Here is a 15,680-nt window from a genome sequence, read left to right on the forward strand (position 1 = left end):
CGGCGCAAACACGCGAAAATCGCATGCAAAACTGCGGCGCAGGCGCTCTCCGGCACTCCTGTCGAGGCAAAACACATTTCGGCTTGTCATTTTCTCATCCTTCTTATATCCTGTTGCGAACACTTTTTCCTTCAGGAGTCACACATGTCCCAGCAGGCCTCATCCGATCATGGCAAAGGCAGTGCCCGCGGCCTCTTTTCCGGCAACATAGGTTTCATTCTCGCCGTGGCCGGCTCTGCCGTGGGCCTCGGCAATATCTGGCGTTTCCCCTATCTCGCCGCCAAGTACGGGGGAGGCATCTTCCTGCTGGTCTATCTCATTCTCATGCTCACCTTCGGCTACTCGCTCATCGTGGCCGAAACCAGCCTCGGCAGAAAGACCAGACTCAGCCCCGTGGGCGCCTATCGCGCCTTCGGTCAGATGCAGCGCAACCCCTTCCTGGTGTTCGGCGGCTGGGTCAACGCCGTCGTGCCCATGCTCATTCTGCCCTACTACTGCCTCATCGGCGGCTGGATCGTGAAATATCTGTTCGAGTACGTCGTGGGCGACGTCAGCCTTGTGGCCGGAGACGGCTACTTCGGCAGCTTCATCTCCTCGCCGCTTGAACCCATTCTCTGGAATCTCATCTTCCTCGGCTGCACCCTCGGCATCATTCTCAAGGGCGTGGAAGGCGGCGTGGAACGCGCCTCGCGCGTCATGATGCCCCTGCTGCTCGTGCTTGCCGTCATCGTGGCCGTCTATTCCATGACCCGTCCCGGCGCGGGCGCGGGCATCTACTACTACCTCGTGCCCGACTTCTCCAAGTTCTCCATCATGACCGTGGTGGCCGCCTGCGGTCAGCTCTTCTTCTCCCTGTCCATAGGCATGGGCATCCTCATCACCTACGGCTCCTACATGAAGAAGGAAGTCAACGTCGAAGAGGCCACCTACAGCATCGGCCTCATGGACACCCTCGTCGCCACGCTTGCCGGCTTCATGATCATTCCCGCCGTGTTCGCCTTCTCCGGCGGCACCGCCGAAGCGCTGAACGCCGGCCCCTCGCTCATGTTCATCACCATTCCCAAAATCTTCGAGAGCATGGGCTTCGGCGGCATCATCGGCGCCGTGTTCTTCCTCATGGTGTTCTTCGCCGCCCTCACCTCCAGCATTTCCATCATGGAAACCTGCGTGTCCACCCTCACCGACGAACTTCACTGGTCGCGCAGAAAGAGCGCCCTGTTCATGACCTTTGAAGCCATCGCCCTCGGCGTGCCCTGCTCCCTCGGCTTCGGCGTGTGGGACTTCATTTCCATTGCCGGACTCAGCATCCTCGACATGATGGACTTCCTCGCCAGCCTCATTCTCTGCCCGCTGGCCGCCATGCTCACCTGCCTGCTCATCGGCCGCATCGTGGGCATCGAAAACCTCATTTCCGAAGTGAAGCTCTCCTCCGCCTTCCACGGCGAAAAGATCTTCCGCATCTGCATTTCCTGGCTCGCCCCCCTGCTGCTGCTCGTGGTGCTCGTCTCCTCCGTGGCCGCAGCCCTCGGCATCATCAAAATCTGACGACGGCGTCGCGCCGGGCGTTGCCATGCCCCGGCGCACCCTTCCGCGTCTTTGACCTGAACAAAAAGCGCCTTCCCTAAGGAAGGCGCTTTTTGTTTTCCTCACGCCGTGTTTCGGCGCGCCGTGAATATCGCAATCACTGCGAAGACGGCGGACAAAACGCCGCCGAAAACGTAACATGCCCGAGGCGCTGGCCATCTCAGTACCTGCGAAGTCCCTGCGAACATCTCCGACGCCTGGCGCGGAACATCTCGGCAGGCTCGGGCTCTCCGCCGCGGCTCTGCCGGGGCGGCCGCGCATGTTCTCTCTCCGCGCTCAGTAGAGCTCGGGTTCCCTGTCGAGAAACACGGGAATGCTCTCCCGCACGCGGCGGACGCGCTCCGCTTCCAGTTCCGCCGCAATGAACTCTTCGCCGTCTCCGGCGCAGGCCAGCACCTCGCCGTCCGGCGCAACGATCATGGAATGCCCCGCAAACCGTTCCCCGTTCTCGCCGCCGCAGCGGTTGCAGGCCACCACGTACATCTGATTTTCAATGGCGCGGGCGCGCAGCAGCGTTTCCCAGTGATCGCACCTGACCATGGGCCACTCGGCGCTGACGAACAGCGCCTCCGCCCCGGCCACGGCCAGCTTGCGGATGAGCTCACAGAAGCGGATGTCGTAGCATATGGCCAGCGCGCAGCGCATGCCAGAAAACGAAAACAAACACGTCTCCCGGCCCCTGGTCAGAAACCTGTGCTCGTCCATCAGGCGGAACAGATGAATCTTGTCGTAGCCGGTCACGTACCGGCCTTCCACGTCAATGACCTGTGCGCGGTTGAACACCTTGCCGTCCTGTTCCGACAGCACGGAACCGCCGATGAACGCCGCATGATGCCGCCGCGCGAGCTCTCCGAGAAAATCGGCGTCCTCCCGCCCCATAGGCGAGGCAAGTTCCCCGGCCCGCTCCAGCGCGTAGCCCGTGGACCACAGTTCCGGCAGCACCAGCGCGTCCGGCGGACCCGCCAGAGCCGCGGCCTCTGCCGCAAGACGCTGCGCCTTTTCCCGGTTGGCCTGCCGGTCGCCTTTGACCACGTCCATCTGCAACACGCCTATCTTCACGCCGCACCTCCATGCCTGTTCTGTTCGCGCTCCGGCGTCGCCGCCGTATTACTTCACGCCTCCGTCCGCGCCGTGATGCTTCTGCTCGTGATACGCATGCAGCCGCTCCTGCACCCGCCCGTCCATCCGGCCCTTGAGCCAGAGCTGCGTGGCGTTGAACACGTTCTGCGTGACGGAATAGGCCGCAAGCCCGACCACCACCATGGGATCGAAATACTGAAAGGCCAGCCACATGGCCAGCATCAGATTCTTCTGCGCCAGCGCCTGACCGGCGGAAATGCGCCGGTGATACAGGGAGCCGATCAGCTTGCCCACCAGAAACTGCAACATGCACACCACCACGCCGCACGCGGCCACCACGATTTCCGCGCCGACGTCCTTGCGGCCGGGAGAGAGCAGCATGTCGAAGGTGCTGCCCATGAGAATGAGAATCATGGCCACCCAGAGATAATAGGAAACGAAGCTTTTGCGGACTATGCTCTCACACACGCGCGGCGCAAAGGACTGGAGCGCGAGCGCACAGAAAAACGGCACGAAGAGAATGGGGCCGACCTTGAAGAACACCGACATCATGGAAGCGAAGAACGGCATGTCCACGTGCCCGGGAGCCATCATGGGCACGAGCAGCGGTGCGGCCACAATGGAGGAAAACGTGCCGAGAAACACATAGGTCGCCAGAAAGCCCACGCTGCCGCCGAGCATGCCGGTAATGGTGGCGGCAGCCGTGGCCGTGGGCACAAGCATGATGAGCCCCACCGTCTGCGCCGCAAGATCGTTCCAGCCGAGAAGAAGCCAGTACAGAACCAGACTTCCCGCCATCTGCAACGCGAGCAGCATGACGTGCAGACGATGAATGCGCACCGTTCGCAGCGACATTCCGCAGAACGTGAACAGCAGCATGACTATGAGCAGATACGGAGAAAGAAAGGAAATGAGAAAAAACGGAATGCCCCAGCGCGCCGGTGATGATGGCCACCACCAGAGCCCACTGTTTGAGAAAAACAAGGATACGTTTCATGGTTCTGTCCGAAAGGCGCTCGCCCGCCGGCGCGGGCATTTCCAAATACTTTTCAAACCATAGCCGCAAAAGCTCCGATTCTGCAACCATGCGAAAAAAAGTGAAAACCTCCGCAGCAAGCCCCTGCCGCAGGCTCCGCGCACACTTTGCGCTCTTCACAGTTCTCTTCAAAAATCACAAAAAACGGCGCTGCTGTTTTATTCTCCGCATCTCTTCATTCATTCCGCACAAAGCAACAGCTTTACTATTCTCCAGAACTGCTCATCATGGAGCATTATCATTCACAGATATTTTCAACTACATGCATGCATAAAAAATAAAAACATCCCGATTTATGACGTTTTCAACAAAAAGAAGAAGAATTGATTGCATATTCAAAAAAGACATTGACACTTTTGCGATAATTATGACAATCAATACATGGAAATAATTATTCTTATAGTGCTCATCGTGCTGAACGGCATTTTTGCCATGTCTGAAATCGCCCTCGTGACCGCCCGCAAGGCGCGGCTCTCTCCGAGGGCCGCCGCCGGCGACAAGGCCGCACAGGCCGCCATACGTCTCGGCGAACACCCCACCCGCTTTCTTTCCGCCATACAGATAGGCATCACGTCCATCGGGCTTCTGAGCGGCATTTTCGGTGAATCGGCCCTGGCCGGGCCGCTCTCCGTGTGGATGCACGAAAGCCTCGGCGTTCCGGCGGCCACGGCAGGCATGCTGGCCACCGTGGTCGTGGTCATGGCGGTCACCTATCTGTCCATCGTGGTGGGCGAACTCGTGCCCAAGCGCCTCGGACAGCTCGCGCCCGAGCGCATGGCCTGTCTCGTGGCGCGGCCCATGACGGCCCTTGCCAAAATAAGCGCTCCCTTCGTGCTGCTTCTTTCCTGGTCCACCAGCCTCATTCTGCGCATTCTGGGCGCGCGGCCCGACGAGAGTCAGGCCGTCACCGAAGAGGAAATTCAGGCCATGATCGACGAAAGTTCGGAAGCCGGAGCCATCGAAAGCCGTCAGCGCGACATGCTGCGCAACATTTTCCGCCTCGACGACCGTCCGGCAAACTCCATCATGGTGCCCCGCGCCGACGTGCTTTTTCTGGATACGCAGCTCTCCCCGCAGGAAAATCTGGACGTGCTGAAGGAATTCGAGCATTCCTGGCTGCCGGTGTGCAGCGGCGGCCTCGGCAATCTGCTCGGCGTCATACGCACCAATCAGGCGCTGCTGCTGTGCGCGGAATCCGCAAACGACGCCGAAACCTTTTCCCGCGAGCTGACCGCCCAATGTCTGCCGCCCGTGTTCGTGCCGGAAACGCTCACCAGTCTGGAGCTGCTGAAACGCTTTCAGGAACAGCGTCTGTACCTTGTGTTCATTGTCGATGAATACGGCACCCTGCAGGGCATCGTCACGCCCCGCGACATTCTCACGGCGCTGGCCGGACAGATCGACACCCCGCATGAGGATTCCTGGGCCGTGCAGCGCGAGGACGGCAGCTGGCTCATGGACGGCGGCATTCCCGTGCCGGAACTCAAGGACAGACTCGGCATTCAGACGCTGCCCGCCGAGGACAAGGGATACTACACCATTCTGAGCGGCATGTTCATGTACCTGACGGGCCGCATTCCCCGCGAGGGCGATCACGTGGCCTGTCAGGGCTGGCGCTTCGAGGTGGTGGACATGGACGGCAACATGATAGACAAGATTCTTGCGGAAAAGCTGCCCGGGGAGGCCAAGACCGAGGAGAAGGAGTAACCCGTTCCGGCGAAACCGCCGGGAAAAGCAGCAGGCGACAGCGCAGATTCCGTACGTTTCGCAGACCTCGGCGCGAAGCAGCCCCTTTTACGGAATCCCGCACCGACGCCGCCGCGGCCGGACGAGTCATCGTCCGGCCTTTTTTTTCGTGCCTCGTCCTGCGGGGGCATGACTGCCGGGCAGATGTTCCAACTGTCCACGCTGGGGCATCGCCCTGCGCGCAGCGGAAAGACCGAATGCCTGCCGCTCACGCAAAAATAAACCGGCCGGTTCGTGGAGCTGGGAACCGGCCGGCATGGAAAGGGGTATGGAGGAGAAGAGTATGAAAATCTCTGGTTATCCAGGGGAGCTGACAACCTTCGACAGATCCCTTGTACATGAGCGGGCAGGAAAGTCACGTTTCAAACTCTTTCCCGTCGTGCAACATTTTGCAATGTAGCCTCATCCGCCCGCGTTTTTTTGCCGCCGCTCTTGCGCGATCCCGGGCCCCTGGCGTAAGCTGAGCGGAAGCCGCCCCTGCGGCAAGGAGGACATCATGAAGAAAATAGGCATCATACGCTGCCAGCAGACCGAAGACATGTGCCCCGGCACCACGGACTTCAAATGCGCAGGCGCGGGAACCATGGCCTTTGAATCCTTTGCGCCCTGCGAAATCGTGGGATTCGTGAGCTGCGGCGGCTGCCCGGGCAAGCACGCCGTCACCCGGGCGAAAATGCTGGTCGATCGCGGAGCGGAAGCCGTGTTTCTCGCCTCCTGCATACGCAAGGGCAGTCCCATAGGCATGCCCTGCCCGAACGCCGAAGCCATGAAGGCAGCCATAGAAAAGAAGCTGGGCGACGCGGTCCCCGTCATCGACTGGACGCACTGATCCTTCGCCGCGCCCCCTTCGCCGGGCCCCCTTCGCCGGGCGGCGCGCTCCGGCTCCGGCCGCTGGCGCTCCTTCTGCCGAACAGGCGGGTTCCTTTTTGATTGCTTCCGCTCCCCAAGTTCCTGAAAACATGAAAGGGGGCGACGGAAAATTCCGTCGCCCCCCTGCTGTTTTCGCTTATCCGCCCAGGCTGCGGCGCATTCCGCAGCCTTCGCGCCGCTACGGCGTCACGCGAAGATCATAAGCGCGGTTCAGGTCCAGATACTTGCGCGCCGTTTCGCGCAGCGTTTTCGCGTCCACGGCCTTCATGGCCTCAAGGCACTCCCGGCCGTAGTCGAGGCCGTGACCGTTCAGAATGTTGGCTGCGCCCTCTCCGGCGCGCATGGCGCGGCTCTGCCTTGCACGGTAGTAGTTGGCCTCGGCCACGGCCTTGGCCCGCTCCAGCGTTTCTTCTGGGAGCAGATTTTCGTGCAGATCGCGCACGATGGCTTCAAAGGACGCCTTGGCCTTGTCCAGATTTTCCGGCGAGGCGATAATGCCGAAGGCAAGAAAACCCGTATCCTTTCCGGCCCAGTCCACAGGGAACACCGAGTAGCCGAGACTCTGCTTTTCCCGCAGATCCTGATAAAGCTTGCCGGTGAATCCGCCGAGCGATTCCGAAAGCAGACGCAGTGCCGGTCTGTCGGCGTCCTCCGCGCCCGCCGTGGGGAAGAGCATGAGGTACACGGCCTGATTGCGTCCGGGCAGCTTCATGCTCCACGTCTTTTCCTTCGTCCACGCGGGGGCCTCGCTCTCAAGCGCCTTTTCCGAAGGCGCAGGCAGCGACTTCACAAACGCTTCCACCTGCGCGCGGTCGAAGTCGCCCGCCACGGAAAGCACCCACGGACGCTCCTTCTGCCGGTTCCAGAACGCCGCAACGTCCTTTGCCGTGTACTTGGCCACCACGGCGGGATCGCCGTCGTTTCTGTGCGCGTAGGATCCCTTGCCGAAAAGAAAATGCCGCAGATTCCTGCCGAGCAGGCCCATGACGCTCTGCTCGCTGCTCACAATGGACGCTATCTGTTCACGCTTCACGCGCTCCACGTCTTCGTCGCGGAAGGCGGGCTGTTCCAGCACTTCCTTCATGAGCGCGAACACCTCGGTCGCAAACTTTGCGGGGGCGTCCATCTGCACGGTAAACGAACGCAGACCGCTTCCCGCGGAAAGTCCCGCCGCGCGACCGGAAAGGTACACGTTGATGTCGCTCAGGCTGCGGTTCTTCGTGCCCGTGGGCAGCGCGGCCGCAGTGAGCGAGGCCAGACCTTCCTCATTGTCGCCCGCCAGAAGCTCGCCGCCGGAAAAGCTCAGCGCGGCGGACACGTAGGGCAGCGACCTGTCGGGAAGAAGCACGAGCGTGCGGCCCTCGCCGAGGGCGATCACTTCGGGGCGAAGCGCCTTGTCGGCCTTGTCCTTCTTCGCTTCGACGGGCGCGGCCTTGCCCGCTTCCGGCCAGCCCTGCACGAGCGCGGCCTTTGCCGCGGCACCGTCCAGCGCCGCAGCTCCGCCCTTTTCTCCCTGCGGAACCAGCGCGGCCACGGTCAGCGCGTCGGGACGCAGCCAGCGGTCGATGACTTCCTGAATCTGCTTGCGGCCCACGCTGCGCACTGCAGAAAGATAGCGCTCTCCGCCCACGCTGGACGGATCGTAAAAATACTCTGAACCCATGGTCTCCGCGACGTCGGCAATGTTCTCAAGGCCGCGCAGGTAATTGTCCTCAAGGTTCAGACGGGCGCGGGCAATCTGCTCGTCGGTGAAGGCCGTCGCCTTGAGCGAGGCCAGCGTCTTGCCCAGATCGCGCAGATACTCGGGTGTCTTGTCGGCGTCGAGCTGCGCCAGAATCATGAACGCGCCCGCCCGCTCAAAGCTCATGGCCGAAGCGCTCACGCTGTCCACCACCGGTTTCTGAATGCGGAACGACACGGGCAGCAGCGCAGTGTCGTCGCCGGAAAGAAGATGCGCCAGCACGTCGGCCGCAGGCAGAAGCTCATCCTTCATGCCCGGCAGCGGGAAGGACAGCGACACGAACGCCTTGTCCCAGGGCCCGGCCTCCACATCGACCACCAGCCCCTGCGCCAGATCGGCAGGATCAAAGGACAGCTCCACCTTGAGCACGTTGTTGTTCCGGTATCCGCCGAACAGCGTTTTCGCCTCGGCCAGAATGTCGGAAGCCTTCACGTCGCCCGCCACCGAGAGCACCATGTCACGCGGATCGTAGCGCCGACGAATGTAGTCGCGCATCATCTCGGGCGTCACGCCGCGCAGCGCCTTTTCCGTGCCGATGACCGGCGTTTCGTAGGGCGTGCCCTTCAGCGTGTGCGCAAGCGTCGTCTGGAAGAGCTTCGTCATGGGGCTGTCGCCGCGCTGCTTCTTTTCCGCAATGACCACTTCCCGTTCCGCGTCCAGATCGGCCTGACGCAGCAGCGGATCAAAGGCCAGATCGCGCACCGCTGTCATGGCGTCCTTCCATTTCGCGGCGGGCAGATCGGTCAGATAGGTAGTCATGTCATAGGACGTGTAGGCGTTCATGGAGCCGCCCGCGTTTTCCACGCGCTTGTCCACGCCCGGACCGCTGGTCTTGGAGCCCTTGAACACCATGTGCTCCAGAAGATGGCTCATGCCCGCCTCTTCCGGCCTTTCCCAGGCCGAGCCGGCCTTCACGAAAAGACGCACCGAAACCAGCGGGAAACGACTGTCTTCCCGCACAAGCACGGTCAGTCCGTTTTCCAGACGGAATATCTGTATGTCGGAAACGGCCTGCGCCGCTCCCGTGCCGCCCAGCGCCAGGCATACCGCCAGCGCCACGTTGGCGCACCATTTAAAAAAACGCATAGTCACCTCGTATGTTCATCCGACCGTCGGCCGGAACAGTTCAGCGCTTCCGCGCGATGTTCGTTCGGCGTCGATGAAAACGCCTCGTCGTCCTCAACGCGTCCGCGGCCCGCTTTCCGCCGCGGCGTCTTTCTAGCTGTGGCACAGTCCTTGTTTTTCCGCCATAATTTTTCCGCCCCTTTTTCGTGACAAATTCTTGCAATTTCCCGAAAAAGCGCGCCGAACGTCCCAGCCCGGAAAACGTTTTTCGCAAAAAACGCCGCTTTGAACGAAAAAGAAATATGACGCGCACGCCGATCAGGCAACCGGGCCGCTTCAGAACGCCAAAAGACGCGCGGCAGTCTGCGTACCCGGGCGGGAAAGCCAACGAAAGCACGCCGCCCCCGGCCAAAAGACGGAAATCGTACTGCGCCTTCAAGGCAGACGTTCCGCGCCTTCGACATGGAAACGCGCCGCATCGCCTCGGGGCCTCCGAACGTCGATGGGCAAAAAAAGCCGGAATATCGTCGAACCCGACCATATTCCGGACAAGTTGTTTTGCAGGAGCAGCGCTCCTGTCGAAGGGGCTACTGTCTGGCGGCAAGAATCACATGCGGAGCCTTGATGGCGGCCAGCACATGCACGCCTTCGGCAATGCCGGCGTCATCCGCACTGTCCACGGTGCATACGGAGGTCAGACGCTGTCCGTTTTCCAGCTCCACGGCCACGCTGGCCATGATCTGCCCTTTTTTCACGCTCACGACCTTGCCGGGCAGCATGTTGCGCGAAGAAAGAATAAAGCCGTCGCTCTCGCGAACAAGCAGAACATTCACGCCCTTCACCATGGCCAGCACTTCACGGCCGGGTTCCAGTTTGAGCGTTTCGGTGCTTTGGCAGGTCACGACGGCGGCAACCTTCAAACCGCCCTTGAGGTCGATATCGACCTCATCGTTGACAACGCCTCTTTTTACAGACGTAACCACACCTTCCAAAATATTCCTCGTGGTGACTTTCATGGGGTCGACTCCTTCCTAAAGGGGTTTGCCTTAGGATACTCACCGCCCAAGACCTGTCAATGCCCCGTTTCCCTGTCTCCCAAAGATTTTCCGCCGTCAGAACGCGCGGATTGAAAGCTCGGACGACGCCGAACATTCCGTTTTTCTTCCAGATTTTTCCGGAAATTTCCGAGGCGATTTTCCGGGCGCGAGCATTCCGGGAACGGGCGTATCGGATGCTTTTTGAACGCTCACGCAAAGCTATGCCGCCGCCCAGACGCGCCGGACCAGGTCAGGCAGTCTGCGCCGCACTCACCACGCTGCGCGCCCGGACATCTTCGGCAGGGCAGCGCCGCCACTTCGGTCTCAGCAGGGAATCCTTGCCGAAAACTCTTTTTCAACACTCTTCATAATCTGCATAACATATAGATATAAAATATTTTTCAACCACTTGTTGCAGACAGATCATCACTGTAGTTTTCAATGGGACATCCAGCATTTCTTGACCTGTTTTTGCTCCAGTTGTATATAACGCGGTTAGGCGTCACAGGTAAGAAGTTCGTCTTCACAGAAAAGCGAAACTCCTTTAGTAAATACCATGTCATGAAATTCAAGGATTACGTTATGAACTCGGGAAAAATTTCAGCATTATGCCTTTCCGCTATTTTATTATTATGTAACGGATGCGTTAATGAAAGCAACGGTGGCATTGTCGGATCTTTGACATCAGCGCTGAACGAGATCAAGCTGCCTGTCGCCAAACAAAACGCCTCGTCCTCCAAGATCAAAGTCTATTCCGGCATACTTACCGTGAAAAGCGTCAATAATCACGAAGAGTATTATTTCAAGTCCTTTGAAGGACACAACATTTATATTGGCAGTAGTACCAACGCCAAAATTCGCTCCGAGCTCGCCGAAGCAAAAGAGTACAGCAAAAAACTTTCCGCCAATACATACTGGGTACGCCTGTCAGGATATATGTACCAGAACAACGGCAAGATGCAGCTCGACCCCTCGCGGGAATTTTCCGTATATGAAGAAACGCACTTCGTAGACATGCCCAAAAAGCTCGGCGTCAAAAAAGTATGCGGTACTCTGGAAATCGCCAGAGAAGAAAATGAGTCCTACTATATTTTAAAGAACTACAGTCCCAAAATAAAAAAATACGACGCCATCACCATTACGACTGACAGGGATGACGATATCATGAGCATCATAGATGCAAAATACGGCAACGGAGACAGATTGTGCGTATCCGGCGACATCATGCAGCTGAGCTTTGACGTGGGCGAAGAAAACGAATCCGAAGACAACAGCATGATCTATTTTGCCACCGGTGAAAAAATGGAATTTTCGGCCAGGTAGTCGAAGATCCGCAGTCATGCGCTCGTCAAGTCAATAACGATCCGGGCGCTCGGCGCCGCGCCCAACAGAATACGATTCCCAGCCGGACCTGAAAACACCTTTTCGACGGGGAGGGGCCATCCAAGGCCCTCCATCTCATCGAAAAGGTGTTTTTTGCATACGCGCTTGCCCCCTCGAAAATTCCAGCCGAACACGACTGCATCGCGTATCGTCCCCAAAAGGTTTCCCCCCCATGCTCGAGGTCTCGCCCCGGTTGCTTCCCGAATGACACAGGACTCCAGTGGAAAGTCAGAACCTCTCCTTCAACGTGCTGTTTTATTTGATGGTATAATGAGCTGTTGCCCGTCTGCCCTCTAAGCGGGCACGGTCTCGATTCTTGTCGAGGCAGGTATGCCGACACTTCTGAAGACGTAAACGTGCCGATTTCAGACTTGGTGAGTCTCAGTCTGGTTTCTCCCAAAAGGAGGGCGGCGAGCGTTCCCGCCACCCTTTTTAGTTGTGACGGGAACAAGGCCCGTGCCTTCATCGCTCATGCTTTTTTCTTCGGGGCAGATTTTCCAGCGACTGATCCATGGCCGCAAGCAGCTCTTTCATATTTCCGTACAGCTCCGTTCTGAATGCAGGGTCGATGCGAAGCCGTGCGGCAGAAGCGCCCCACATGATGCTTTTGCATTGCTGCACCAGCGCCTCCAGCTGCTCATCCTGAAAGATGTTCCGATCGTCGAAATGCGACAAAAAATCATGCAGGTTTTCCACAGCGGAAGAGCGGAGGCGCTTCAACGCGCCGTCGGCTCCGTCCAGCTTGTCGGTCAGGTTGGATACCAGATCAACAAACTCCACTCTCAGCGCATCTTCGGCTTCCTGACGCGCCTGCGCCATAAACTCCTTGAACCTGGCCATTTCTTCCTTATACAGAGAGGCAGGGAGTATGCGGGATGTGGACGGGCCGACCGTGAAGTAACGCCATTCAAAGCGAAAGCGCCCCTTCAGCTGCCCGGCGGAAGGATAGTCCAGCTGCTCGAAGAGCTCTCCCAGCTTCTCCTCTGCTTCCGCAATGGCGGAAGGATACCAGCAGAGAAAACTTTCCACGGAACGTTCATAATCTTTTTTAAACGTTGAAAGCTGATCCTGTATTTCAGGGATCAGCTTTCGTGGTACGAGTACGCAGCCTCGAAGAGGGAAAGGCAAGGTCAGTTTGCGGATGCAGCTTCGGGCCCTGCCGATGACTTGTTTGATGGGAGCCGTGGATTCCGGGTCAAGAAGGCATGTTCTCCCCTTCAGAATATCCACGCTTCCGACCTCAGCCAGAATTGCGGGCGGCAGTTTTCTGTCAATGCTCCAGCAGGTTGCCGTGAGCTGAAGAAGCGCCGCATCCTTGTAGATATCAGAATGCGACACGTCGGACTCCTAATGGATGAAAGAGCCTCCGTGTCTGTACACGGGAACATGGCGGATCACGTCTTTTCCTTCCCAGCTCACACAGGAAAGGAACGTCACTTCACGGGAGATTTCCTCGCCGGAAACCTGATTGAAAACACGGCTGCCGAAGGCGTCCATGCTCGTAGCTGCTTCTCGGCTTCTCCGTTCCGATTCGCAGACAAGGGAATTTTTGCGCTGTCCCATGTCCAAACGAAGCAGAGGAACATCCGGCATGGAAGCAACGGCATGGTCGGACATTTTCCTCAGGCGTTCATCCGCTCGATGCGGTTCCTGAGTCTGTAACAGGATGACAGGGAAACCGGTTTTCAGATAGTCAGTAATCATAATAAAACCTCCTATCTGACATTATTTCTATATGAAAAAGCCCTATATTAAAATGCAGGGCCTGATGAAATATTTTTCTTTGAAAATACGCTGGTTAATATTTTGCCAACTCATCCTGTATCTTTCTGACAAGCTCGGCGGCTGTCATTCCCATGGCCTGAGCCAGAGCAAAGACAACAACAAGGCTGGCGGATCTTTTTCCCGCTTCAATCCCGACAATGTAGACTCTCTGAAGACCTGCCTGATCTGCAAGAGCCTGCTGAGTTAAATGCCTCTTTCGCCGTTCTCGAAGAATGACGGTGCCTGTGGCTGCCAGAAGGGAAGGGTTGCTTTCCATACCTCACAAGTAGTGGGTAACTTGACCTGAAAAGTATATGATAGTATACATTTTTAACCTTTGAAAAAACTTCGGATGTATTTCCCCCAGTAAGGGACGAAGAAATACACTCTTCGTTTTAGTAAAAAATTTCAAATTGTTATAGGACATTCAGGAGGAGTCGGAATGCTTACCAAAGGTGCCATAGGAAACCTTGTCAACAGGTATCGGGCTGTTCTGAAAAAATGCACGCTGATCAACGTATTCGGTTCGCTGGCCGTGGCCTCCTTGCTGGTCATGGGTGGAGCGTCCACAGCCCAGGCTATGAGCCAGGACGAGATCAACGAAATGCTTTCTGAGGTGAATTTTCAGGACGGCTTAGACAACGTCACTGATAATGGAACGTATGTCGGCGGCTCCAAAATACAAAGCGGCAGCAACACACTTCCGAATACTTCCCTCACTCTTACCGATAAGACCTTTGCAGGGGAGCTGAACGCGGGCAGCGTCGCCATAGGCAGCGGAGTGAAGGCCACAGTCACGAATGCCGCCATCAACATTTCCGGCGGTTCCTTCGATGGAACCGATTCGGAATCTTCCGATCCCTTCCCTATCCGCGGCGGCGGCATAGCCATCAACGGCGGCGAGTCCAATGTCGACACCTCCACCATCAAAATCAGCAATACGACGCTGACGAACACCAACGTCTGGGCCGGCGGCGTGGTTGTGGATTACGACGGCAAGGCGCATACCGGAACGTCGAACATCACCCTCGACGGAACTACCGCTTCCGACGTTACGGTATACGGCGGCAGTGACGGCGGCAGCGTCGGCACGTCCACCATCACCGTCTCGGGGAAAAGCGATGTTGAAACCATCTTTGCCGGCGGCGACAACGACACCGTAGACGACGTGACCATCACGGTCGGAGAAGGCTCCAAGGTTCATAACATCATCACCAACGGTTCCAATAATTCTCAGGTAAAAAAAGCCACAATCGTGATCAACGGCGGTGAGCTTCTGGGATACAACGGCAATGCCATTTACAAAGAAGAAACCGGTGGAACGACCGAGAACCTGAATATCAAGCTGAACGGCGGCACCATCAACGGCAACGTCATTGCCGATGCAGATACCGCCACCATTTCCGTCGAAGACGAAGCCAGCATTCTCGGCGACGTCATCAACAACAGCGGCAGTACGGGACTTGAGGTTGCAGACGGCGCCAATATGACCGTCGCCAATGGCGATGTCGTGGTCGATACACTCACGGCAAACTCCGGTTCAACGATTCTTGTAGGCAACAGCGACTCAGCCGGCAGACTTTTTGCCGACAAGGCCACGCTCAACGGTGCCGGAGTCTTCCTCGATCCTGCATGGAAAAACGATCCTTCCGTGGATATCCTCGACAACGCCTCCCATGCCGTGTTCGGCGGATCGACCGTCGACGGCAAGCTGACGGCCGGACAGAACTCTCTGCTCGTGCTCGGCGACACTTCTTCCGACTGGGCCATGAACGCCTTCAAGGAATCCGGTCTCACCTGGGGCAAAAACGGCATCACGGCTGCGCTTGCCGTTGCCAATTCTCAGACGCTCGACAGCACCGGCTCTCTGAAGGTTGACGGAAGCCTGACCAGCGCCGAGTTCGCCAACGCAGGTGACGCCACGTTTGCCGATCAGTCGCTGCTCATGGTCAACAGCACAGCTGCCTCTGGAGGCAGTGTGGCGCTCACCGGCACGGGAACCGGCAACCTTACCGTCCAGGACGGGGCCAAGCTGTACATTCGCGACGCGGGTGTGGGCACCTACACGATCACCAGCAAGTTCAACAAAACCGATCTCAACGGCTGGCAGGATGAAAATCTCGTTCTCAACCGTCTGGTTTCGGGCACGACGAGCCTTGATGAAAACGGCAACGTCATCGTCACGACGGAAGCCGATGACATTTCGCTGCTCTACCCCGGCATTCAGGCCATCAACAGTCTGAATGCTCTGTCTCTCGACAGCAACTCGAACCACATGGGCGTCCGCTTCCTCAGCCGCGCCATGGATCCGACCATGCTGGCCGAAAGCGCCGTGACGGACACCGTCAATGAAGTCTCGCAGTCCGCCGTGACG

13 protein-coding genes are annotated in these 15,680 nt (G+C 58.1%); 6 read left to right on the top strand and 7 right to left on the bottom strand.

Annotated features, from left to right (window positions below):
- The first annotated feature begins 144 nt into the window (after positions 1-144).
- Positions 145-1,545 (top strand): sodium-dependent transporter, encoded by a 1,401-nt coding sequence (locus ACZM96_RS02140; protein ID WP_489487014.1) that lies wholly within the window; start codon positions 145-147, stop codon positions 1,543-1,545.
- A gap of 315 nt (positions 1,546-1,860) precedes the next feature.
- Here ACZM96_RS02140 and ACZM96_RS02145 read toward each other — a convergent pair whose 3' ends face one another.
- Both ACZM96_RS02145 and ACZM96_RS02150 read right to left on the bottom strand, forming a co-directional pair.
- The gene (locus ACZM96_RS02145) at positions 1,861-2,643 is read right to left on the bottom strand and encodes a carbon-nitrogen family hydrolase (protein ID WP_489487015.1); all 783 of its coding nucleotides are present in this window, start codon (positions 2,641-2,643) and stop codon (positions 1,861-1,863) included.
- Positions 2,644-2,691: 48 nt separating this feature from the next.
- Complete coding sequence (locus tag ACZM96_RS02150; protein WP_489487017.1) at positions 2,692-3,648, bottom strand: symporter; 957 nt, start codon at positions 3,646-3,648, stop codon at positions 2,692-2,694.
- Positions 3,649-3,659: 11 nt separating this feature from the next.
- On the opposite strand from ACZM96_RS02150, the gene ACZM96_RS02155 reads away from it, so the two are divergent.
- The 3 genes from ACZM96_RS02155 (at position 3,660) to ACZM96_RS02165 (ending at position 6,275) form a co-directional block, all read left to right on the top strand.
- Complete coding sequence (locus tag ACZM96_RS02155) at positions 3,660-3,974, top strand: hypothetical protein (RefSeq protein WP_489487018.1); 315 nt, start codon at positions 3,660-3,662, stop codon at positions 3,972-3,974.
- Between the two features lie 107 nt (positions 3,975-4,081).
- Positions 4,082-5,407, top strand: coding sequence for a hemolysin family protein (locus tag ACZM96_RS02160; protein ID WP_489487019.1), 1,326 nt, complete (start codon positions 4,082-4,084; stop codon positions 5,405-5,407).
- Positions 5,408-5,942: 535 nt separating this feature from the next.
- Positions 5,943-6,275: a CGGC domain-containing protein gene (locus tag ACZM96_RS02165; RefSeq protein ID WP_294484849.1), complete on the top strand. Its 333-nt coding sequence runs from the start codon at positions 5,943-5,945 to the stop codon at positions 6,273-6,275.
- Positions 6,276-6,494: 219 nt separating this feature from the next.
- Here ACZM96_RS02165 and ACZM96_RS02170 read toward each other — a convergent pair whose 3' ends face one another.
- Together ACZM96_RS02170 and ACZM96_RS02175 are read right to left on the bottom strand one after the other, a co-directional pair.
- Entirely contained in the window at positions 6,495-9,143 is a 2,649-nt protein-coding gene (locus tag ACZM96_RS02170) for a M16 family metallopeptidase (protein ID WP_489487020.1), read from the bottom strand.
- A gap of 566 nt (positions 9,144-9,709) precedes the next feature.
- Positions 9,710-10,138 (bottom strand): TOBE domain-containing protein, encoded by a 429-nt coding sequence (locus ACZM96_RS02175; protein ID WP_489487021.1) that lies wholly within the window; start codon positions 10,136-10,138, stop codon positions 9,710-9,712.
- A 603-nt stretch (positions 10,139-10,741) separates the two neighbouring features.
- Here ACZM96_RS02175 and ACZM96_RS02180 point away from each other — a divergent pair.
- The gene (locus ACZM96_RS02180) at positions 10,742-11,482 is read left to right on the top strand and encodes a hypothetical protein (protein WP_489487023.1); all 741 of its coding nucleotides are present in this window, start codon (positions 10,742-10,744) and stop codon (positions 11,480-11,482) included.
- 522 nt (positions 11,483-12,004) lie between these two features.
- On the opposite strand, the gene ACZM96_RS02185 is transcribed toward ACZM96_RS02180, so the two are convergent.
- The 3 genes from ACZM96_RS02185 to ACZM96_RS02195 form a co-directional block, all read right to left on the bottom strand.
- Positions 12,005-12,880, bottom strand: coding sequence for a DUF3150 domain-containing protein (locus ACZM96_RS02185; protein ID WP_489487024.1), 876 nt, complete (start codon positions 12,878-12,880; stop codon positions 12,005-12,007).
- A 9-nt stretch (positions 12,881-12,889) separates the two neighbouring features.
- Positions 12,890-13,246 (bottom strand): hypothetical protein, encoded by a 357-nt coding sequence (locus tag ACZM96_RS02190; protein WP_489487025.1) that lies wholly within the window; start codon positions 13,244-13,246, stop codon positions 12,890-12,892.
- Positions 13,247-13,340: 94 nt separating this feature from the next.
- Entirely contained in the window at positions 13,341-13,583 is a 243-nt protein-coding gene (locus tag ACZM96_RS02195; protein ID WP_489487027.1) for a helix-turn-helix domain-containing protein, read from the bottom strand.
- Between the two features lie 303 nt (positions 13,584-13,886).
- Here ACZM96_RS02195 and ACZM96_RS02200 point away from each other — a divergent pair.
- The coding region (locus ACZM96_RS02200) for a hypothetical protein (protein ID WP_489487028.1) at positions 13,887-15,680 on the top strand (1,794 nt) is incomplete at its 3' end.

The sequence above is a fragment of the Mailhella sp. genome (assembly GCF_057866825.1).

Excerpts from the sequence above, each read along its gene's own strand:
- ACZM96_RS02195 (WP_489487027.1), bottom strand. The coding sequence starts at position 13,583 with ATGGAAAGCAACCCTTCCCTTCTGGCAGCCACAGGCACCGTCATTCTT.
- ACZM96_RS02180 (WP_489487023.1), top strand. The coding sequence starts at position 10,742 with ATGAACTCGGGAAAAATTTCAGCATTATGCCTTTCCGCTATTTTATTA.
- ACZM96_RS02160 (WP_489487019.1), top strand. The coding sequence starts at position 4,082 with ATGGAAATAATTATTCTTATAGTGCTCATCGTGCTGAACGGCATTTTT.
- ACZM96_RS02190 (WP_489487025.1), bottom strand. The coding sequence starts at position 13,246 with ATGATTACTGACTATCTGAAAACCGGTTTCCCTGTCATCCTGTTACAG.
- ACZM96_RS02155 (WP_489487018.1), top strand. The coding sequence starts at position 3,660 with ATGGTTCTGTCCGAAAGGCGCTCGCCCGCCGGCGCGGGCATTTCCAAA.
- ACZM96_RS02165 (WP_294484849.1), top strand. The coding sequence starts at position 5,943 with ATGAAGAAAATAGGCATCATACGCTGCCAGCAGACCGAAGACATGTGC.
- ACZM96_RS02175 (WP_489487021.1), bottom strand. The coding sequence starts at position 10,138 with ATGAAAGTCACCACGAGGAATATTTTGGAAGGTGTGGTTACGTCTGTA.
- ACZM96_RS02140 (WP_489487014.1), top strand. The coding sequence starts at position 145 with ATGTCCCAGCAGGCCTCATCCGATCATGGCAAAGGCAGTGCCCGCGGC.
- ACZM96_RS02170 (WP_489487020.1), bottom strand. The coding sequence starts at position 9,143 with ATGCGTTTTTTTAAATGGTGCGCCAACGTGGCGCTGGCGGTATGCCTG.